The organism is Nonomuraea sp. NPDC051941, assembly GCF_044593615.1.
Genome location: NZ_JBIUCF010000003.1, coordinates 386,062 through 405,205 on the forward strand (window position 1 = coordinate 386,062; position 19,144 = coordinate 405,205).

A 19,144-nucleotide genomic window follows, 5' to 3' on the forward strand; every position below is an offset into this window, starting at 1 on the left:
TCTAGACCTTTTACCGGTCCGAAGGTTAGCCTCGCCAGCATGAGCGACTCGGCCCGCATCGTGATCATCGGTGGCGGGGTGGGCGGCGCGTCCGTCGCCTACCACCTCACCCAACTCGGCGAACGCGACGTCGTCCTGCTGGAGCGGGACGAGCTCACCAGCGGCTCCACCTTCCACTCGGCGGGCCTGGTCGGCCAGCTGCGCGCCGATCCCACCCTGACCCGCATGAACCAGTACTCCGTCGAGCTCTACCGCACCCTCGACGCCGGATGGACGGAGTGCGGCGGCATCAAGCTGGCCTCCACGCCCGAGCGGATGGCGGAGATCCGCCGGCAGATCGGCTGGGCGCGGACGTTCGGGCTGCCACTGGAGGAGATCTCGGTGGCCGAGGCCGTCGAGCTGTTCCCCCTCATGGACCCCGAGGGCGTCGTGGGCGCCGCGTACCTGCCCACGGACGGGCAGATCGACCCCTCGCAGCTCTGTTACGCCCTGGCCCAGCGGGCCCGCGAGGGCGGGGCGGTCATCCGTACCCACACCAGGGTGCTCGGCATCACAACGGCGAACGGCCGCGTCACCGGCGTGCGCACCGACCAGGGGGACATCGACTGCGAGATCGTGGTCAACTGCGGCGGCATGTTCGCGGCCGAGATCGGCCGCATGGCCGGGGCGCGGATCCCGATCGTGCCGATGTCGCACCAGTACGTGGTGACCGACGCCTGCCACGACCACACGGGGCTGCCCACGTTGCGCGACCCCGACCTGCTCGTCTACTACCGGCAGGAGGTGCAGGGGCTGGTCATGGGCGGGTACGAGCGCACCTGCGCGCCCTGGACGGCCGCCCCGAACTCCTTCGACGCCGTCCCCGCCGACTTCAACGGCCGCCTCCTGTCCGAAGATTGGCCGAGATTTGAGGAAATTTCGGATAATTCCCGGATTCGGGTGCCTGCGATGGCCGACGTCGGCATCCGCAAGCTGATCAACGGCCCCGAGGCGTTCACCCCCGACAACGAGTTCTGCCTGGGGGAGACGGAGGTCGGCGGGTTCTTCGTGGCGGCCGGGTTCTGCGCGCACGGCATCGCGGGCGCGGGCGGCATCGGCAAGGTGATGGCCGAGTGGATCGTCGAGGGCGAGCCCAGCATGGACCTCTGGCACATGGACATCCGCCGCTTCGGCCGCCAGTACCGCTCGCCGTCGTACACGATCAAGCGGGCCGTCGAGAACTACGAGACGTACTACGACATCCGCTACCCGGGCCATGAGCGCTCGGCGGGGCGGCCCCTGCGGCTCTCGCCCGCGTACGGCTGGCACGCCGCCCACGGCGCCGCCTTCGGCGAGAAGTCCGGCTGGGAACGGGTCAACTACTACGACGCGAACGCGACGGACGAGGGGGAGCGGCCCGGCGGGTGGGCCGGGCGCCTCTGGTCGCCCGCGATCGGCGTCGAGCACCGTGCCACGCGCACCACGGCGGGACTGTTCGACGAGAGCTCGTTCGCGAAGATCGAGGTCTCCGGCCCGGACGCGGCGGACCTGCTGGAATGGGTGTGCGACAACCGGGTCGCCCGCGAGGTCGGCGCCGTCACCTACACCCAGGCGCTCAACCGGCGCGGCGGCATCGAGTGCGACTTCACCGTGACCAGGCGGGGCGAGGAGGAGTTCCTGATCGTCACCGGCACCGCGTTCGGCTCGCACGACCTGGGCTGGCTGCGCAAGCAGGCCGCGCGCACCGGCGCGACGGCCAGGATCGCCGACGTCACCGGCCAGTACGCGTGCTTCGCCCTGTGGGGCCCGCGCGCCCCCGAGATCATCGCCGGGCTCACGCCGGACCCGATGGACTTCCCGTTCATGTCGTCGCGGGAGATCACCGTGGGGGACGTGCCGGTGCTGGCGCTGCGGGTCACGTTCGTGGGGGAGATGGGCTGGGAGCTGTACTGCTCCACCGAGTACGGGCTGGGGCTGTGGCAGGAGCTGTGGCGGGCGGGGGAGCCGTACGGGCTGGTGGCCGGCGGCTACCGGGCCATCGACAGCCTGCGGCTGGAGAAGGGGTACCGGGTGTGGGGCGCGGACATCGGGCCCGAGACGACGCCGTACGAGGCGGGGCTGGGGTTCTGCGTCAAGACGGACAAGGACTTCCTCGGCAAGGACGCCCTGGACCCGGCGCCCGAGCGGCGGCTGCGGTGCGTGACGCTGCGCGACCCGAGAGCCGTCGCGCTCGGCAACGAGCCCGTACGGCTGGACGGGCAGGTCGTGGCCCGGGTCACCTCGGGCGGGTACGGCTACACCGCGAAGGAGTCGATCGCCTACGCCTACCTGCCGGTCGGCCCAGGCGCCCAGGTCGAGATCGAGGTCGAGGGGGCCTGGGTGCCGGGCGTCGTGGTCAGGACCCCCCTGGTTCCGTGACGCCGCTGCGTACCGAGATCCGGACCCGGTCGGGGCGGAACAGGTCCCGGGCGAACTCCACCGGCGTGCCGTCGCCCGCGTGGGCGGTGCGCTCGATGAGCATGAGCGGCGCGCCGGGGGCGATGCCCAGCTCGGCGGCCTCCGCCGGGCGGGCGATCACCGGGGCCAGGTGCTCGACCGCCGTACGCGGCTCCAGGTCGTAGCGGGCGGCCAGCAGGGCGTAGAGGGAGCCGGTGAGGTCCTGGTCGAGGAAGCCGGGCAGGGGTGGGAACCAGGAGCGCTCCAGCGCCACCGGCGACAGCCCGGCCGAGCGCACCCTGGCCACCTCGTGCACCGGCGAGCCCTCCTCCACCTCCAGCGCCGCGGCCACCGACCGTGGGGCGGGCACGGTCACCGCCGCCAGGACCCGCGCCTCGGCCCGCAGGTGGGCCCGTCGCATCTGCTCGGTGAACCCGGCCAGCCCGGTCAGGTCGCACTCGATGCGCGGCTCGGCCACGAACGCGCCGCCCGACCTGCCGGGCACCCTGATCAGCACGCCGTCGCGCTCCAGGGTGGCCAGCGCCTGCCTGAGCGTCATCCTGCTCACGCCCAGCCGCCCGGCCAGCTCCCGCTCGCCGGGCAGCCGGTCGCCCGGCTCCATCTCGCCGCTGGAGATCGACTCGAGCAGCCACCGCTCGATCTGCACGTGCGCGGGGACTCCCGTGCCACGCTCCAGCTCCGGCGGTGTCCCGACCACACGCGCATCTTGACATGGGTTTCGGCGTGAATGCCAAATGTGGGCCACTTGCCCACCATCCGGGGCCGGGGTCCTTTCGGGTCAGCCCTTGATGGCGCCCTGGGTGATGCCGTTGACGAAGCTGCGCTGGAAGACGAGGTACACGACGACGATCGGGGCGATGACGATCAGGCAGGCCGCCGCCAGCAACGGGATGTCCGTCGTGTACTGGCCGACGAAGAGCCCCAGCCCGCTCGGCGCGGTGCGCCGGTCCGGGTCCTGCATCATGACCAGCACCAGCATGAACTGGTTCCACGACCACATGAAGTAGAGAACCGACAGCGTGGTGACCGCGGGCCACGAGATGGGCAGCAGCACCCGCGCCAGCACCACGAGGTCCCGGGCGCCGTCGATGCGAGCCGCCTCGATGAGCTCCTCGGGCACGTTCGAGAAGTGCGTCTGCATCCAGTACACCCCGAACGGCATGAACAGCGCCGCCTCGGCCAGGATGACGCCGACGTAGGAGTTGGTGAGGCCGACCTCGCGCAGGTTGAAGTAGAGCGCCACCACGATGACCTCGATCGGCAGCGTGAGCCCCATCACGAACCCGAACGACAACGTCCGGTGCCCCCACACCTTGAGGATCGCCAGCCCGTACCCGGCGAGCGTGGCCATCGCCACCGCGAGCGGCACCACGACGACCGCGATCAGCACGCTCGAACGCATGAGGTTGGTGAAGTTGCCCCGCTCCCAGGCGAGCGCGAAGGTCTCCCACGACCACCTGTCCGGGATGCTCAGCCCGTCGAGCTGCGCGCCCGAGGGGTGCAGGGCGGCCAGGACGATGCCGGCGAAGGGCACCAGCACCATCACCGCCAGCAGGACGAGCACTCCGTACCGGACACTGACTCCGCCGAGCGTTCTCAACTCTGATCATCCCTGGTGAAGTATCGGACGGCGCTGACGACGGCGACCACGATCACGGTCAGCACGACCGCGAGCGCGCTGGCGCCGCCGATGTCGCCCTCGTTGAAGGCCAGCCGGTAGACGAGCAGGCCGGGCACGTTGGTCTGCCCCGCCGGGCCGCCGTTCGTGGTGACGAAGACGAGGTCGAAGCTGGCCAGCGCGGCGATCGTGGTGATGACGCCGGCGACCGTGATCTCCCTGCGCACCCCGGGCACGGTGACGTGCCGGAACTGCCGGAGCGCCCCGGCGCCGTCGAGCTTGGCCGCCTCGTACAGGGACGGGTCGATCTTCTGGGCGCCGGCCAGGAAGAGCATCATGCACAGCCCGCTCATCACCCACGTGCCGATGAGGCCGAGCGCGATCAGCGCCAGGCCGTAGTCGCCCAGCCAGGCGCGGGTGATCGACCCCAGCCCCACCAGGTCGAGGAACTGGTTGACCACGCCGGACTCGCCGTAGAGCCAGCGCCAGGTGATGCCGACGGCGACGAGCGGCAGCACCTGGGGGAGGAAGAAGACGATCCGGAAGAACGTCATGCCCCGGCGCACCTTGCCCATCAGGAGCGCGGTCATGAGCAGCCCGACGCCGATGGGGATGACCGAGAAGAAGACGATCAGCGCGAGGCTGTGCAGGATGGCCTCGTACAGCGCTGAATCACGAAAAATCTTGACGTAGTTGGAGAAACCAGCCCAGACCGGCGGCAGGATGCCGTCCCAGGTCAGGAGCGACAGGCGGAGCGTGTTCAGCGCGGGCCAGATGGCGAAGCCCAGGTACACCGCGAGCGCGGGCAGCACGTACAGCCAGCCGCGCGCCCGTCGCCCCAGCCGCCGCCGGGGCGGGGTGTCGCCGGCGGCCGCCCGCCCCCCGCCGCGGGCTGGAGCGGCCCGCGGCGGGGAGACGGCCGGGCTCAGCTCACGAGCCATGATGGGCGTCCCACGACTCCTGCAGAGACTTCAGGAAGGCGTCGGGGGCCATCTTGTCGCTGATCAGGCCCTGGATGCCGGGAGTCAGCTTGTCGATCATGCCGGGGGAGGCGAAGTCGGGGAACGGGACGATCCCGTTGCCCTGCGCCACCGGCGCGAAGACGCCCGCGATGTCGCCGCGCAGCCCCGTGGCGCCCAGCTCGGCCTTGGTGTCGACCGGCATGAACCCGCCGTCGAACTCGATCTTCGCCGCCTCCGGCGAGCCGAGGTAGTCGAGGAAGGCCGCGGCGACGTTCGGGTTCTTCGACTTCGATGAGATGGCGTACGCGACGCTGGCGCCCGAGGCGACCTTCGCGGGCTCGCCCGAGGCCGTGGGCATGAGGAAGAAGCCCACGTCGTCCTTCATCTCGGTCTCCAGGGTGGAGGCCGCCCAGTTGCCGGTGATCAGGAACGCGCTGCCGCCCTTGGCGAAGCTCGCCAGCGCGTCGGCGTCGCCCGTGGCGCTGGCCCCGGCGGAGATGTATCCCTTCTTCGCCCAGTCGGTCAGCGTCTGGGTGGCCTTCGTCGCGGCCGGGTTCTCGATCGTCGCGCCCGGCTTGCCGTACACCCACGATCGGTAGTCGTTGACGTCGCCGGTCACGTTGAGCAGCGCGTTCCACAGGTGGAACCCGCCGACCTGGAGCGCGCCGTTGCTCAGCGGGGTCTGGCCGGCGTCCTTGGCCTTCTGCATCGCGGCCTCGAAGTCGGCCAGCGTCTTCGGCGCCTCCTTCACGATCTTCTTGTTGTAGAAGACGCCGAGCACCGACAGCCCGCCGGGCACGGCGTACAGGTTGCCGGTCCCGAACTGCTTGGCCGACTTGTCGGAGCTGAGGACCTCGAGGCTGGCCGGCGGGAACTTGGTGGTCCAGCCGTACGCCTTGGACCACGGGCTCAGGTCGAGGATGAGACCGGCCGGGACCAGGGAGTTCATCGCGCCCGGGTTGTACTGGGCGATGTCCGGAGCCGAGTCGGACGACATCGCCAGTTTGATGGACTTGATGTAGTCGTTGAACGGCGTCATCTGGGGCTTGACGGTGACGTTGGGGTGCTTCTTGGTGAAGCCGTCGATGAGCGCCTTGGTGGGCGGGTCGTTGGTGTAGGCCAGGGTCAGGGTCACCGGGTCGTTCGGAACGGTGGTCGATACGTTGACCTTCGTCGCCGTATTACCCCCCGAACTGCTGGTGCCCGCACAGGCCGTCAGCGCGAACGCCGTCGTGACGCTGAGCGCCGCGACCGCCGCGCGCCGGGCTGGTCTCGTCATGCGTGTGACCTTTCTCCTCAATCGGGTGGGTGGCGTCGAGTCAGTTCTCATCCGGCGGAGCCTGGTCTCACCAGGCCGAATCTGGTCCGTTCGATCTCGTCCAGCGAGTGCAGCAGCGCCCCGTGGACGACGGCGTCCTCCTGGAGCGCCGAGACCTCCAGCGCCGGCTGGTCCAGCGGTTCGCCGGAAAGGTGCCGCCGGAGCGCCGCGAGCAGCGGCTCGCCGCATCTGGCCAGCGGCCCGCCGATGACGACGAGCCGCGGGTTGAGGATCGCCCGGATCACGGTGATCCCCTTGGCGAAGCGGCGGGCCACCACGTCGATCGCCTCCAGCGCCGCCGGCTCGCCGTCGGCGACGGCGTCCAGCACGGCCTCGAGCGCGCGCTCTCCCGCGGCCTCGATCCGGGCCAGGAGCGCGCCGTCGGCGGCGCGTCCGGCCGCGGCCGTGGCCAGGCGCACGATCTCCGCGCCGCCGACCCGGTCCTCGAACGGGCCCAGCCCCTGCGGATGGCCCTGCGGATGGCGGGGCGTCGAGGGGCCCTCGGTGAACAGGTCGAGGAAGCCGACGTCGCCGGCGTCATTGGAGGCGCCGCGGTAGAGCTCGCCGTTCAGCACGATACCGGCGCCGACCCGCTCGCCCCAGTGGATCATCACCAGGGAGTCCTCGCGCCGCTCCGCGTCCCGCCACCGCTCGCCCTGCGTGGCCAGCTTGACGTCGTTGTCCAGGTAGACGGGGCAGCCGAGCGCCTCCGTCAGCCGGCGTACGAGGAGGTCGCCGGCCAGGCCGGGCATGCTCGGGATGAGCTTGATGACCCCGGCCGCCGGGTCGACGATGCCGGGGGTGCCCACCGAGGCGAACCAGAGGTCGCCGGTCGTGATGCCCGTCGCGCGCAGCGTCCGCTCCACCGTGGCCAGGAGCGTCTCCACCACCTGCTCACCGCCGGGGCCGGCGCCGAGCTGCTCCGCGTCGGAGGCCACGACCGTGCCGGCCAGGTCCGCCAGCGCAACGCGCACGTCCTGCGGGCTGATCGACAGGCCCAGCACGTGGCCGGCCTCCGCGCGGAACCGTACGAGCTGCGCCGGCCGCCCCGCCCGGGTGGAGTCGCGGTCAAGGGGACCGAACTCGACGAGCCCTTCGGCGACCAGCGCGTTGAGCGAGCGGGTGACCGCCTGGCGGGAGAGCCCCACCGACTTGGCCAGCACGGACACGCTCATGCTGGCCTCCTTCGGCGGCGCGGCCCGCAGCTTGCGCAGGACGGCGGCGGCGTTGACCTCGCGCATGAACTGCGTGCCGGCGGCGACGACCTGCTCCATGCTCTCTCTCCCTGCGATCGGTTGCCGGTACGCTAGCATATTAATTATGGACCGTACGGAACTAATTCGTCGAGGGGTGTGACCTGCAGTGTTGTCCGGTGAGGGCCCGCCCTGGGCGGAAACCGTCCGCGGTCTGGCCCGCCGCGTGCTGGGGCCCGTGGCCGAGTCGGTACGGTTCGCCGCCCGCGACGGCGACGGGCGCGAATACGCCTACGAGGCGGCGGGCGGCGTGCTCGCCATCGCCGCGACGGACGGGGTGAGCGCCTCGGTCGCGCTCCACCACTATCTCCGGGAACGCTGCGGCACGTCCGTGGGCTGGGACACGGTGCTGCCCCTGGGGCTGACGTCCCTGCCCGACGCCCCGCCGCGCCAGGGCGCGGCGCGGGTGCGGGAGGGCTACTACTTCAACTTCTGCACCTTCAGCTACACGATGCCCTACTGGGACTGGGCCGACTGGGAACGCGAGATCGACTGGATGGCCCTGCACGGTATCACCATGCCGCTGGCCGTCACCGGTCACGAGGCCGCGCTGCACGCCGCCTACTCCGCGCTCGGTCTCGACGACCGGCGGATCCGCGGCTTCCTGGGCGGGCCGGGCTACCTGCCGTTCCAGTTCATGGGCTGCCTGGACACCTTCGCCGGCCCGCTCTCGTCGTCCTGGATCGAGAGCCATCGCGAGCTCGGCGCGCGCATCCTCGACCGCGAGCGCGCCTTCGGCATGACCCCCGTGCTGCCGGCCTTCACGGGACACGTCCCGCCCGAGCTCGCGTCGACGGCGCGGGCCGGTCGCCGCCTCTGGCAGGGGTTCGAGACCTGGGTCCTCGACCCGGCCGACCCGCTGTACGAGCGGATCGGCGCCGAGATCGCCCGCGCGCAGATCAAGCTCTTCGGCACCGATCACCTGTACGCCGCCGACCCGTTCATCGAGATGATCCCCATCGACGCCGACCCGGCCTTCCCCGGGGCCGTGGCGGCGGCGACGCTGGCCGGCCTCCAGGCCGCCGACCCGGACGCGGTCTGGCTCATGCAGGCCTGGCCGTTCTCCTACCAACGGGAGTTCTGGACCGAGGACCGCGTCAACGCCTTCCTCGACGCGATCCCGGACGGCCGGATGCTCGTCGCGGACCTCTGGGCGGAGCACGACCCGCTGTGGGGCCGCTTCCAGGGGTTCTCCGGGAAGCCCTGGCTCTGGTGCGCGCTGCTGAACTTCGGCGGCCGCACCGACCCGGGCGCCGGCCTGCGCGGCGTGCCCGCCGGGATCGACGCGGCCCTGGCGGCGCCGAGCCCGCCCGCCGGCCTCGGCCTGTCGATGGAGGCCACCCGCAACAACCCGGTCTTCTTCGAGCTCGTCGCCGACCAGATCTGGAACGAGGTCCCCGACCTCGACGCCTGGCTCGACGCCTTCGTGACCGGGCGCTACGGCACCCGGTGGACGGCAGAGCTGCGGGCGGCCTGGCACGGGCTCCTGGAGACCGTCTACGACACCCGGGGCCTGCCGATCCTCCCCCAGGCGTTCGAGGGCGTCATCACCGCGGCGCCCTCGTACGAGCGCGACCCGGCCGAGCTCCGCGCCGACGTCGCCGGTTTCCTGTGGTTCCGGCCGGAGGTCCTCGCCGCGGCCTGGGAGCGGATGATCGAGGTGGCCGAGCGCGACCCCGGCCTGGCCGCGGGACCGCTCGGGCACGACCTCGTGGAGACCGGCATCGCGTACATGGCCAGGGTCGCCGACCGCCTCTGCCTCGACGTCCTGGACTCGGCGGGCGGCCCGGCGCAGGTCGACCGGTTCCTCCAGGTCTTCGAGGACCTCGACCGGATGCTGGCCTGCCGCCCCGAGTACACCTTCCGGCACTGGGAGGCCAAGGCCGTGTCGTGGGCCGCCGATCCGGACGACCGCGCGGTCCTGCGGGACAACGCCCGCCGCATCCTCACGGTGTGGGGCACCTCGGACAGCCCGCTGCTGGACGACTACGCGGCCCGGCACTGGGCGGGACTGGTCGGCGGCTACTACCGCGACCGCTGGGAGCTGTGGGCCCGGGGTCTCGGACGCGCGCTCGCCGGCGACCCCGGCGCCGAGACGGAGCTGCGGGAACGGCTCCGCGAACGCGCCGAGCTCTTCCTGCGGGAAGGCCCGGGGCCGGTGTCGCCGGACCAGGGCGACCTCGCCACGGAGTCACGCCGGCTGTTCACCGCCTACGCGGGCCGGACCGGCCCGTTCGAACACGATCGATGAGGAGCACGATGCCCCCGGTGGGACCACCGACCGAAAGCCGCAACCCGCGCACCGCCGACATCGACACGCTGGAGTCACCAGACGTCCTGCGGTTGCTGCTGGACGAGGACGCCACGGCGGTCGCGGCCGCCCGCGCCGCCGCCACGGCGCTCTCCCGGGCGGTGGACGAGGCGCATCTCCGGCTGGGCCGGGGTGGACGCGTGCACTACTTCGGCGCCGGCGCGTCGGGGCGGCTGGCGGTGCTGGACGCCACCGAGATCACGCCGACGTTCGGGGTGGCGCGTGGCCTGTTCACGGCGCACTTCGCCGGCGGTCCTGGCGCGCTCACCGACTCGTCCGTGGACCGCGAGGACGCCGGGGAGCTCGGAGCCGCCGACGCCGGGGCGCTCGCCGAGAACGACCTGGCGATCGGGATCACGGCGTCCGGGGCCACCCCGTACGTGGCCGGGGCGCTGCGCGCGGCCCGGGCGGCGGGCGCGCGCACCGTGCTGATCACCTGCAACCCGGCCGCGCCGCTGCGCGACCTGGCCGAGATCCTCGTCGTCGCGGACACCGGGCCCGAGGCGCTCACCGGGTCCACCCGGCTCAAGGCGGGCACGGCGACCAAGGTGCTGCTCAACGCGTTCTCGACGGCGCTCATGATCAAGTCGGGGCGTACGTACTCGAACCTCATGGTCGGGCTCGTCGCCACCAACGCCAAGCTGGAGCAGCGGGCGGTGAACCTGCTCGTGGAGGCGACCGGGGAGGACGCCGCGGCCTGCGCCGCCGCGCTGGCGGAGGCGGACGGGCGGATCCCGGAGGCGCTCGTACGGCTGCTCACGGGCTGCACACCCGGCCAGGCGCGGGAAGCGCTGGCCGCCCATCCGGGCGTCCGCGCGGCCGTGGCCGCGCTGGGCGGGCAGGCCGGATGAGCAGCTTCGCGGGCGTGGACGTCGGCGGCGGAGGCATCAGGACACGGATCGAGAGCGGCGGGGAGGTCGCGTACGGCGCGGACTCGGCGCCCGTGCCCCGGACCGAGGGGCGGGTGGACCTCGACCGGCTCGCCCTCCGGATCGCGTCGGTCATCGGGGACGCGGCGCGCGTCCCCGGGCGGCTGGACGGGATGGCCGTCGGCGTGACCGGGCTGCCGGGGCTGGTCAGGGAGCCGGAGGCGTTGTGGCGGGCGCTGGGGGAGCGGTTCGGGCTCGGCACGCTCGTGGTCGCGGGGGACATGGTGACCACGCACGTGGGCGCGCTCGGGTTCCGGCCCGGAGTCGTGGTCGCCGCCGGGACCGGCGTCATCACGCTCGGCACCGACCTCGACCGCGTCTGGAACCAGTCCGACGGATGGGGCCACCTGCTCGGCGACCACGGCGGGGGCGCCTGGATCGGCGCGCAGGGCCTCCAGGCCGCCCTGCGCGCCCACGACGGCCGGGCCAGCGGCTCGCCCGCCCTGCTCGAACACCTGACGGCCCGCTTCGGCCACCCGCTGGACCTGGTGGCGCTCGTCTACGAGTCGGGCTCGCCGGCGCATCACCTGGCGTCGTTCGCGCCGTCCGTGGCCGACGCGGCGCGCGCGGGAGACCCGGTGGCGCGCGGGATCTGGACCGAGGCGGGGCGGCAGCTCGGCCAGACCGCCGTCGCCGCCGCGTCGGGGCTCGACCCGGTCTTCTCCTGGGGCGGCCGGATCTTCGACGCCGCGGACCTGCTGATGGAGCCGTTCCAGGCCACCGTGCGTGACCTGCTGCCGCAAGCCCGGTTCACGCCGCCCGTCGGCACCTCCGCCGACGGCGCGCTCGCGCTGGCCAGGGCCGCGGCGGACGGCGAGGTCCGGCCGCGGCACCCGTACCTGTACGTCTACGCGGCTAGTCGGAGCCGGTCAGGAGCCGCAGCCGCTCCACCGCCTCCCCGAACTCGCTGATCATGTCGTAGACCACCTCACGGGCCGGTCTCACCTGGTCGAGCTGGCCCACGACCTGGCCGACGAAGTAGTTGACCAGCTCCACCGCCCCCGGCTCGCCCTTCTCCGCCGCCGCCCCGATGCGGGCCATCGCGCCCTCGGCCACCAGCAGCTGCAGCGGCATGCCGAGCGGCCCGGGGCTCTCCTGGCCGGAGTCCCACTCCTCCGTCCAGGCGGACTTGAGCTGGCGGGCCGGCTTGCCCGTACGGGACCTGGACCTGACCGTGTCCAGCGACGAGGCGGCCAGGAACTTGCGCTTGACCGCGGGCGACGTCTCCGCCTCCTCCGTGGTCAGCCAGACCGAGCCGCACCAGACCCCCTCGGCCCCGAGCGCCATGGCCGCCGCCATCTGCCGCCCGGACGCGATCCCGCCCGCCGCCAGCACAGGGACCGGGGCGACCGCGTCCACGACCTGCGGGACCAGCACCATCGTGGAGATGTCGCCGGTGTGCCCGCCCGCCTCGGTGCCCTGCGCCACGATGAGGTCCGCGCCCGCCGCCACCTGCCTGCGGGCGTGCTCGACCGTGCCGACCAGCGCGGCCACCGGCACCCCCGCCTCCCTGGCCCTGGCGACCATCTCGGGCGGAGGCGGCCCCAGGGCGCTGGCGATGAGCCCGATCGGGTGCTTGAGCGCCACGTCGATCAGCCCCGTCGCCCCGGCCGCCGTGACCCGCCTGCCGAACTCGTCCGCCGCCGCCGTCAGCGGCTGCATGGGGGCGCTCACGCCGTACTTGGACAGCAGGTGGGTGACGAAGTCGCGGTGCCGGTCGGGGACGAAGTCCATGAGGTGCGCCTGCCGGTCGAGCGCGGAGGCGTCGACCTTGCCGGGCACGAGCACGTCCACGCCGTACGGCCGGCCGCCCACCTGCCCGTCGATCCAGGTCAGCTCGGTGTCGAGCTGCTCCGGCGAGTACGCGATCGCACCCAGGACCCCGAAACCGCCCGCGTTCGTGACGGCGGCCACGACGTCGCGGCAGTGGCTGAAGGCGAACAACGGGAACTCGATGCCCAGGCGCTCACAGATGGGGGTCCGCATGATTCGACGCTAACCGGCAGAAGCTTGTTCGGTCCATCCCCCGGGGCGGGCCGGGTGCTTCAGGAGGCCGCCGGGGGCGTGCCAGCCGAGCTCCGAGGTGTAGCCGCGGACCACCTTGGCCGGCACGCCGGCGACCACGCTGTGGTCAGGGAACTCGCCGCGGACCACCGCCCCGCCCGCCACCACGCACTGGCGGCCCAGCCTCGTGCCCGGGAGGATGATCGCGCCCGCCCCGATCCACGAGCCGGAGCCGATCGATACCGGGCTGTTACGCGGCCACTGCCGGCCGATCGGCACGTCGGGGTCGTCGTAGACGTGGTTCTGGTCGGTGATGTACACGTACGGGCCGGTGAAGACGTCGTCGCCGATGTCGATCGACTGGTGGGCCACGATGTGCGAGCCGCGGCCGATCGAGCAGCCGCCGCCGATGCGCAGGATGGACTCCGGCCCCAGGTCCAGCCCGGGGCCCATGCCGCAGGACAGGGACACGCGCTCGCCGACCAGCGTGTGGTCGCCGATCTCGATCCACCGCTCGCCGAAGATCGCGCCCGGGGGGAAGGCGATGCTGACCCCGTCGCCGATCCGGCCGAATCGGTAGCCGGCCTGAGCGGCAGGAGTGATCGCGCCCGCGCGCCGGATCGCCCCGTAGGCTCGGTGAATCAGCGCGCCGACTGCCCGCCGTACCAATGACATAGGGACCAAAGTTACCGCTAGGTCAAGCCGTTCGGGCATGTCGGGGGCGTTGTTTGATATCCTGAGAGCCCGTGGACACTTCGACCACACCTCGAGCCACGGGAGCCCCTTTGCGCAGCGCATCGCAAACCAAGCATCTGTTCGTCACCGGCGGTGTCGCCTCCAGTCTCGGCAAGGGGCTCACGGCATCCAGCCTCGGTCGCCTGCTCAAGGCGCGCGGTCTCCGGGTCACCATGCAGAAGCTCGACCCGTACCTGAATGTCGACCCCGGGACCATGAACCCGTTCCAGCACGGCGAGGTGTTCGTCACCGACGACGGCGCCGAGACCGACCTCGACGTCGGCCACTACGAGCGTTTCCTCGACACCGACCTGCACGGCTCGGCCAACGTGACGACCGGCCAGGTCTACTCCAACGTCATCGCCAAGGAGCGGCGGGGCGAATACCTGGGCGACACCGTCCAGGTGATCCCGCACATCACCAACGAGATCAAGGACCGGATCAGGGGCATGGCCGCTCCTGAGGTGGACGTGGTCATCACCGAGGTGGGGGGCACGGTCGGCGACATCGAGTCGCTGCCGTTCCTGGAGGCCGTCCGCCAGATCAGGCACGAGGTCGGGCGCGACAACGTGTTCTTCCTGCACGTGTCGCTGCTGCCGTACATCGGCCCCTCCGGCGAGCTCAAGACCAAGCCGACCCAGCACAGCGTGGCGGCGCTGCGCAGCATCGGCATCCAGCCGGACGCGATCGTGCTGCGCTCCGACCGGCCCGTGCAGACGGCGATCAAGCGCAAGATCAGCCTGATGTGCGACGTGGACGAGGACGCCGTCGTCTCCGCCGTGGACGCGGCCTCGATCTACGACATCCCCAAGGTGCTCCACTCCGAAGGGCTCGACGCGTACGTGGTGCGCCGGCTCGGCCTGCCGTTCCGCGACGTCGACTGGAAGGAGTGGGAGGAGCTCCTGCGCCGGGTGCACCGGCCGGCCAAGGAGGTCACGATCGCCCTGGTCGGCAAGTACATCGACCTGCCGGACGCGTACCTGTCGGTCACCGAGGCGCTGCGGGCCGGCGGGTTCGCCAACGACGCCCGCGTCAACATCCGGTGGGTCAAGAGCGACGACTGCGAGACCCCCGAGGGCGCCGAGCGCGAGCTCGACGGCGTCGACGGCGTGCTGATCCCCGGCGGGTTCGGCGTGCGCGGCATCGAGGGCAAGATCGGCGCGATCCGCCACGCCCGCGAGGGCAAGATCCCGCTGCTCGGCATCTGCCTCGGCATGCAGGGCATGGTCATCGAGGCCGCCCGCAACATGGCCGGCATCGAGGACGCCAACTCCGCCGAGTTCGACCCCGACACCAAGCACCCGGTCATCTCCACTATGGCCGACCAGGAGGACGTCGTTGCCGGCGAGCGCGACATGGGCGGCACCATGCGGCTCGGCAGCTACACCGCCAAGCTCGGCGAGGGCACCCTGGCCAGGCAGCTCTACAGCGGAAAGGCCAAGGCCGACGAGCGCCACCGCCACCGCTACGAGGTCAACAACGCCTACCGCGAGCAGCTCGAGAAGGTCGGCCTGGTCTTCTCCGGCCTGTCTCCCGACGGCCGCCTGGTCGAGTACACCGAGCTGCCCACCGACGTCCACCCGTTCTTCGTCGGCACCCAGGCCCACCCCGAGTTCCGCTCGCGCCCCACGCGGGCCAATCCCATGTTCAAGGGCCTCATCTCCGCGGCCCTGACGTACGCCGACGCGCGAGTCAGCACGAAGGTGACCCAGTGAGGATCGCTGGAGCGGCGAGCCTCGGACCGAGGGCGGTAGCCTGCGTAACCAACGAGGGCCGGAAGCGAGTGCGACCATGATCACAGACACGCCCGAGGCGTGGGACGTCGTCGATTCCAAGGAACGCTTCCGCGGCCACGTCATCACGGTGGTCACGGACTCGGTGAAGATGCCCCGCGACGAGGTCGCCGAGCGCGACGTCGTGGTGCATCCGGGCTCGGTCGCCGTGCTCGCGCTCGACGACCGGGAGCGGGTCCTGATGATCAGGCAGTACCGCCACCCCACACGCATGCTGATGTGGGAGCTGCCCGCCGGGATCCGCGACGTCGAAGGCGAATCGCTCGTCGAAGGGGCGGCCCGCGAGCTCGCCGAGGAGGCCGGCTACCGGGCCGACACCTGGCACACCCTCGTCGACCTGCGCTCCTCCCCGGGCATGACCGACGAGCGGATCCGGGTCTTCCTTGCCCGCGACCTGACCAAGATCGAGACCGACTTCGTCCACCGGCACGAGGAGATCGACATGCCGGTCGAGTGGGTGCCGCTGCCCGACGCGGTCGAGAAGGCGCTCATGGGAATGATCCACAATTCCCCGGCCGTGGCCGGTATCCTCGCCGCGTACGCGGCTTCGGTTGAGGGATTCGCCCTGTTGCGCCCCGCCGACGCCCCAGAGGCGTGACCGGAAGGACCTTTCGTGGAGGCGGTGCTCTCCAGCTACCTCGCCCATCTGGCGGTGGAGCGGAGCCTGGCTGCCAACACGCTCGCGTCCTACCGTCGTGACCTGCGGCGATACGTCGAACACCTGCACGCGCGCGGCCGGGCGGAGCTCGACGAGGTGGGGGAGGCCGACGTGCTGGCCTTCCTCGCCGCGTTGCGCGAGGGCGACGGCGAGCACCCCGCGCTCGTCGCCAGCTCGGCCGCCCGCGCCGTCTCCGCCGTGCGCGGGCTGCACCGTTTCGCTCTGCGCGAAGGCGTCACGGCCCACGACCCCGCCCACGAGGTACGCCCGCCGCGCCAGCCGCGCAGGCTCCCCAAGGCCATCAGCGTGGACGAGGTCGAGCGGCTCATCGCCGCCTCCGGCCCCGACGGCGCGCCCCTGACCTTGCGCAACAGGGCCCTGCTCGAGGTCCTGTACGGCACCGGCGCCCGCATCTCCGAGGCCGTCGGGCTGGCCGTGGACGACCTCGAGGTTGACCAGGTGCGCCTGCGCGGCAAGGGCGAGCGCATGCGCGTCGTCCCTCTGGGCCGCTACGCCCGCTCCGCGCTCGACGCCTACCTCGTACGGGCCCGCCCCGGCCTGCTCGCCCACGGGCGCGGCACCCCGGCCGTCTTCCTGAACGCCCGGGGAGGCCGGCTGACCAGGCAGGGAGCGTGGGAAGTGCTCCAGGCCGCCGCCGAACGCGCCGAGCTCGACGGGATAAGTCCCCACGTTCTTCGCCATTCCTTCGCAACCCATCTGATAGACGGCGGCGCTGACGTTAGGGTGGTCCAGGAGTTGCTCGGCCACGCCTCCGTGACGACCACACAGGTCTACACACTCGTGACGGTCGACAAACTTCGCGAGGTCTACGCCGCCGCGCATCCACGTGCCCGGCAGTGATCTATAGTCTTTTGCGACGTGCGGCAGCCCTCGGCGTGCCGCCTTGCCGCCTAAAGTGGCGAGCCCATAGTGTCCGTCCGGACGGTCCGGTTCGGGATCGTCAGGGAGGTTCGAGCTGGTGACTGTGACGACCAAGGGTTCGACCCCGGGGACCCCCGACAACCCCTGGGGCGACACGAAGACCAACACGCCTTCCAACGGCGTCAATCTCGGGCCCACGCAGCGGCCCAGGCCCGTGTTCCCCGAACCGGTGCCCCCCGCGGTGCACGGCCCGGCGCGCGTGGTCGCGATGGTCAACCAGAAGGGTGGCGTCGGCAAGACGACGACCACCATCAACCTGGGCGCCGCGCTCGTCGAATACGGGCTCAAGGTGCTGCTGGTCGACTTCGACCCGCAGGGCGCGCTCTCCGTCGGCCTGGGCATCAACCCGCTCCAGCTCGACCTGACGGTCTACAACCTGCTCATGGAGCGGGGCGTCACCGCCGAGGACGTGCTGCTGGAGACCGGCGTCGAGGGTCTCGACCTGCTGCCCAGCAACATCGACCTGTCGGCCGCCGAAGTGCAGCTCGTCACCGAGGTCGCCCGCGAGCAGGTGCTCGGCCGGGTGATCAAGCCGCTGCTGCCGCACTACGACGTCTGCCTCATCGACTGCCAGCCGTCGCTGGGCCTGCTCACGATCAACGCACTCACCTGCGCCCACGGCGTCATGGTGCCGCTGGAGTGCGAGTTCTTCGCGCTGCGCGGCGTGGCACTGCTCATGGACACGATCTCCAAGGTCCAGGAGCGGCTCAACGAGGACCTCGAGATCGAGGGCCTGCTGGCCACCATGTACGACGCCCGAACGCTGCACGGCCGCGAGGTGCTTGCGCGCACGGTGGAGGCGTTCGGCGACAAGGTGTTCCACACGGTGATCAACCGTACGGTCCGCTTCCCCGACGCGACGGTCGCCGGTGAGCCCATCACCACCTTCGACCCGTCCTCGCTCGGTGCGAACGCTTACCGTGAGCTGGCCCGCGAGGTGCTCTCGCGCTGGTCGGCGCCTGCCACAATGGCCAGGTGACCGACGCCGAGCAGCCCCAAGGGTTCCAGGTCCACCTGGACGTCTTCGAGGGACCCTTCGACTTGCTCCTCGGCCTCATCGCCAAGCACAAGCTGGACATCACCGAGGTCTCGCTCTCCAAGGTCACCGACGAGTTCATCGCGTACATCCGCTCCCGGGGGCCCGAGTGGGACCTCGACCAGACCAGCCACTTCCTGCTGGTCGCGGCGACCCTGCTCGACCTGAAGGCGGCCCGGCTGCTGCCCTCGGGCGAGGTCGAGGACGAGGAGGACCTGGCGCTGCTGGAGGCCAGGGACCTGCTGTTCGCGCGGTTGCTGCAGTACAAGGCGTACAAGGAGGTGGCGAAGCTCTTCGCGGGGCGGATGGCGGAGGAGGCGCTGCGCTTCCCCCGCACGGTGCCGCTGGAGCCGCAGTTCGCCAACCTCCTGCCCGAGCTCATCCTGGGCATCGGGCCCGAGCAGCTCGCCAGGATCGCCGCCAAGGCCTTCACCCCCAAGCTGCCCCCCACCGTCAGCGTCGGGCACATCTACCAGCCCCTGGCGAGCGTCAAGGAGCAGGCGGCCATCCTCGTCATGCACCTGCGCCGCCTCCGGCGCGCCACCTTCCGCACGCTGGTGGCCGACTGCTCGGGCACTTTCGAGGTCATCGCCCGGTTCCTGGCGGTGCTGGAGCTCTTCCGGGAGTCGGCGGTTACCTTCGAACAGGTCGAAGCGCTGGGGGACTTGCACGTAACCTGGACGGGCGCTGACGACGGGGACGTCGCGGTGGGGGACGATTACGAGGAATCCGCGGAGAAGCCACGCAATGACTGACAACCCACTGCCCACCCCTCGCCGATCCCCGGACTCCGAGCCCCCGCTCCCCGCCTGGATGAGCCTCCCCGGCTCCCTCGCCCAACCCTCACCCCCTGAGGCGGAGGACACAGCCGAACCCCCATCCCCGCCCCCACCACCGCCCCCGGCCGACGCCCCGCCACCGGACGACGCCGCGTTTACGGACGACGCCCCGCCAACGGACGACGCCCGACCGGCTGACGGGACGCCGCCGATGGACGAGGTGGGGTCGGCGGATGAGGCGGGATCGACCGACGGGACGCTGCTGACGGATGTGGCGGGATCGACGGACGGGGCGGCGCTCGCGGATGAGGCGCTTTCGGCTGACGGACCGCCTTCGCGGGAGGCGCCATCGGACAGCGCACCGGCGCCG

General features: G+C 71.7%; 16 protein-coding genes. 9 read left to right on the forward strand and 7 right to left on the reverse strand.

What is annotated here, in order from left to right; genetic code table 11:
• The first annotated feature begins 39 nt into the window (after nucleotides 1–39).
• Nucleotides 40–2,397 carry an FAD-dependent oxidoreductase gene (locus ACIHFD_RS08290; RefSeq protein ID WP_397366143.1) on the forward strand — a complete coding sequence of 786 codons (2,358 nt, stop codon included), beginning with the start codon at nucleotides 40–42 and terminating at the stop codon, nucleotides 2,395–2,397.
• Here the strand turns inward: ACIHFD_RS08290 and ACIHFD_RS08295 are convergent.
• The 5 genes from ACIHFD_RS08295 to ACIHFD_RS08315 form a co-directional block, all read right to left on the reverse strand.
• Complete coding sequence (locus tag ACIHFD_RS08295; RefSeq protein WP_397366144.1) at nucleotides 2,375–3,133, reverse strand: GntR family transcriptional regulator; 759 nt, start codon at nucleotides 3,131–3,133, stop codon at nucleotides 2,375–2,377. The genes ACIHFD_RS08290 and ACIHFD_RS08295 overlap by 23 nt on opposite strands.
• 81 nt (nucleotides 3,134–3,214) lie before the next feature.
• Nucleotides 3,215–3,979: a carbohydrate ABC transporter permease gene (locus tag ACIHFD_RS08300; RefSeq protein WP_397366297.1), complete on the reverse strand. Its 765-nt coding sequence runs from the start codon at nucleotides 3,977–3,979 to the stop codon at nucleotides 3,215–3,217.
• 53 nt (nucleotides 3,980–4,032) lie between these two features.
• Nucleotides 4,033–4,995, reverse strand: coding sequence for a carbohydrate ABC transporter permease (locus tag ACIHFD_RS08305; RefSeq protein WP_397366145.1), 963 nt, complete (start codon nucleotides 4,993–4,995; stop codon nucleotides 4,033–4,035).
• Nucleotides 4,985–6,295 (reverse strand): ABC transporter substrate-binding protein, encoded by a 1,311-nt coding sequence (locus ACIHFD_RS08310; RefSeq protein WP_397366146.1) that lies wholly within the window; start codon nucleotides 6,293–6,295, stop codon nucleotides 4,985–4,987. The genes ACIHFD_RS08305 and ACIHFD_RS08310 overlap by 11 nt, the downstream gene beginning before the upstream one ends.
• Before the next feature lie 47 nt (nucleotides 6,296–6,342).
• A complete protein-coding gene (locus ACIHFD_RS08315) occupies nucleotides 6,343–7,608 on the reverse strand; it encodes an ROK family protein (RefSeq protein WP_397366147.1) in 1,266 nt (421 codons plus the stop codon).
• Nucleotides 7,609–7,696: 88 nt separating this feature from the next.
• Between ACIHFD_RS08315 and ACIHFD_RS08320 the strand changes: the two genes are divergently transcribed.
• Genes ACIHFD_RS08320 through ACIHFD_RS08330 form a run of 3 tightly spaced genes read left to right on the forward strand, consistent with a single transcriptional unit; the run spans nucleotide 7,697 to nucleotide 11,738 of the window.
• Nucleotides 7,697–9,838, forward strand: a complete 2,142-nt coding sequence (locus ACIHFD_RS08320) for an alpha-N-acetylglucosaminidase TIM-barrel domain-containing protein (protein ID WP_397366148.1) — start codon at nucleotides 7,697–7,699, stop codon at nucleotides 9,836–9,838.
• 8 nt (nucleotides 9,839–9,846) lie between these two features.
• Nucleotides 9,847–10,749 (forward strand): N-acetylmuramic acid 6-phosphate etherase, encoded by a 903-nt coding sequence (locus tag ACIHFD_RS08325; RefSeq protein ID WP_397366149.1) that lies wholly within the window; start codon nucleotides 9,847–9,849, stop codon nucleotides 10,747–10,749.
• Nucleotides 10,746–11,738, forward strand: coding sequence for an N-acetylglucosamine kinase (locus tag ACIHFD_RS08330; protein WP_397366151.1), 993 nt, complete (start codon nucleotides 10,746–10,748; stop codon nucleotides 11,736–11,738). Before ACIHFD_RS08325 ends, ACIHFD_RS08330 begins: the two co-directional genes overlap by 4 nt.
• Here ACIHFD_RS08330 and ACIHFD_RS08335 read toward each other — a convergent pair.
• Together ACIHFD_RS08335 and ACIHFD_RS08340 are read right to left on the reverse strand one after the other, a co-directional pair.
• Complete coding sequence (locus ACIHFD_RS08335) at nucleotides 11,683–12,813, reverse strand: nitronate monooxygenase family protein (protein WP_350726402.1); 1,131 nt, start codon at nucleotides 12,811–12,813, stop codon at nucleotides 11,683–11,685. The genes ACIHFD_RS08330 and ACIHFD_RS08335 overlap by 56 nt on opposite strands.
• A 9-nt stretch (nucleotides 12,814–12,822) precedes the next feature.
• Nucleotides 12,823–13,506, reverse strand: coding sequence for an acyltransferase (locus ACIHFD_RS08340; protein WP_355191932.1), 684 nt, complete (start codon nucleotides 13,504–13,506; stop codon nucleotides 12,823–12,825).
• Between the two features lie 110 nt (nucleotides 13,507–13,616).
• Here ACIHFD_RS08340 and ACIHFD_RS08345 point away from each other — a divergent pair, with 110 nt between their 5' ends.
• The 5 genes from ACIHFD_RS08345 (at nucleotide 13,617) to ACIHFD_RS08365 (ending at nucleotide 18,750) form a co-directional block, all read left to right on the forward strand.
• A complete protein-coding gene (locus ACIHFD_RS08345; protein WP_350726406.1) occupies nucleotides 13,617–15,281 on the forward strand; it encodes a CTP synthase in 1,665 nt (554 codons plus the stop codon).
• Nucleotides 15,282–15,357: 76 nt separating this feature from the next.
• Complete coding sequence (locus ACIHFD_RS08350) at nucleotides 15,358–15,957, forward strand: NUDIX hydrolase (RefSeq protein ID WP_355191934.1); 600 nt, start codon at nucleotides 15,358–15,360, stop codon at nucleotides 15,955–15,957.
• A 15-nt stretch (nucleotides 15,958–15,972) separates the two neighbouring features.
• Complete coding sequence (locus tag ACIHFD_RS08355; RefSeq protein ID WP_364246686.1) at nucleotides 15,973–16,878, forward strand: site-specific tyrosine recombinase XerD; 906 nt, start codon at nucleotides 15,973–15,975, stop codon at nucleotides 16,876–16,878.
• A gap of 118 nt (nucleotides 16,879–16,996) precedes the next feature.
• Entirely contained in the window at nucleotides 16,997–17,938 is a 942-nt protein-coding gene (locus ACIHFD_RS08360; RefSeq protein ID WP_350726412.1) for a ParA family protein, read from the forward strand.
• Nucleotides 17,935–18,750, forward strand: coding sequence for a segregation/condensation protein A (locus ACIHFD_RS08365; protein ID WP_350726414.1), 816 nt, complete (start codon nucleotides 17,935–17,937; stop codon nucleotides 18,748–18,750). Before ACIHFD_RS08360 ends, ACIHFD_RS08365 begins: the two co-directional genes overlap by 4 nt.
• Nucleotides 18,751–19,144 lie beyond the last annotated feature (394 nt).

What these genes read in the sequence shown, in the direction of transcription:
- ACIHFD_RS08300 (WP_397366297.1), bottom strand. Translation starts at nt 3,979, where the DNA reads ATGGTGCTGGTGCCCTTCGCCGGCATCGTCCTGGCCGCCCTGCACCCC.
- ACIHFD_RS08340 (WP_355191932.1), bottom strand. Translation starts at nt 13,506, where the DNA reads ATGTCATTGGTACGGCGGGCAGTCGGCGCGCTGATTCACCGAGCCTAC.
- ACIHFD_RS08310 (WP_397366146.1), bottom strand. Translation starts at nt 6,295, where the DNA reads ATGACGAGACCAGCCCGGCGCGCGGCGGTCGCGGCGCTCAGCGTCACG.
- ACIHFD_RS08290 (WP_397366143.1), top strand. Translation starts at nt 40, where the DNA reads ATGAGCGACTCGGCCCGCATCGTGATCATCGGTGGCGGGGTGGGCGGC.
- ACIHFD_RS08350 (WP_355191934.1), top strand. Translation starts at nt 15,358, where the DNA reads ATGATCACAGACACGCCCGAGGCGTGGGACGTCGTCGATTCCAAGGAA.
- ACIHFD_RS08330 (WP_397366151.1), top strand. Translation starts at nt 10,746, where the DNA reads ATGAGCAGCTTCGCGGGCGTGGACGTCGGCGGCGGAGGCATCAGGACA.
- ACIHFD_RS08325 (WP_397366149.1), top strand. Translation starts at nt 9,847, where the DNA reads ATGCCCCCGGTGGGACCACCGACCGAAAGCCGCAACCCGCGCACCGCC.
- ACIHFD_RS08305 (WP_397366145.1), bottom strand. Translation starts at nt 4,995, where the DNA reads ATGGCTCGTGAGCTGAGCCCGGCCGTCTCCCCGCCGCGGGCCGCTCCA.
- ACIHFD_RS08315 (WP_397366147.1), bottom strand. Translation starts at nt 7,608, where the DNA reads ATGGAGCAGGTCGTCGCCGCCGGCACGCAGTTCATGCGCGAGGTCAAC.
- ACIHFD_RS08335 (WP_350726402.1), bottom strand. Translation starts at nt 12,813, where the DNA reads ATGCGGACCCCCATCTGTGAGCGCCTGGGCATCGAGTTCCCGTTGTTC.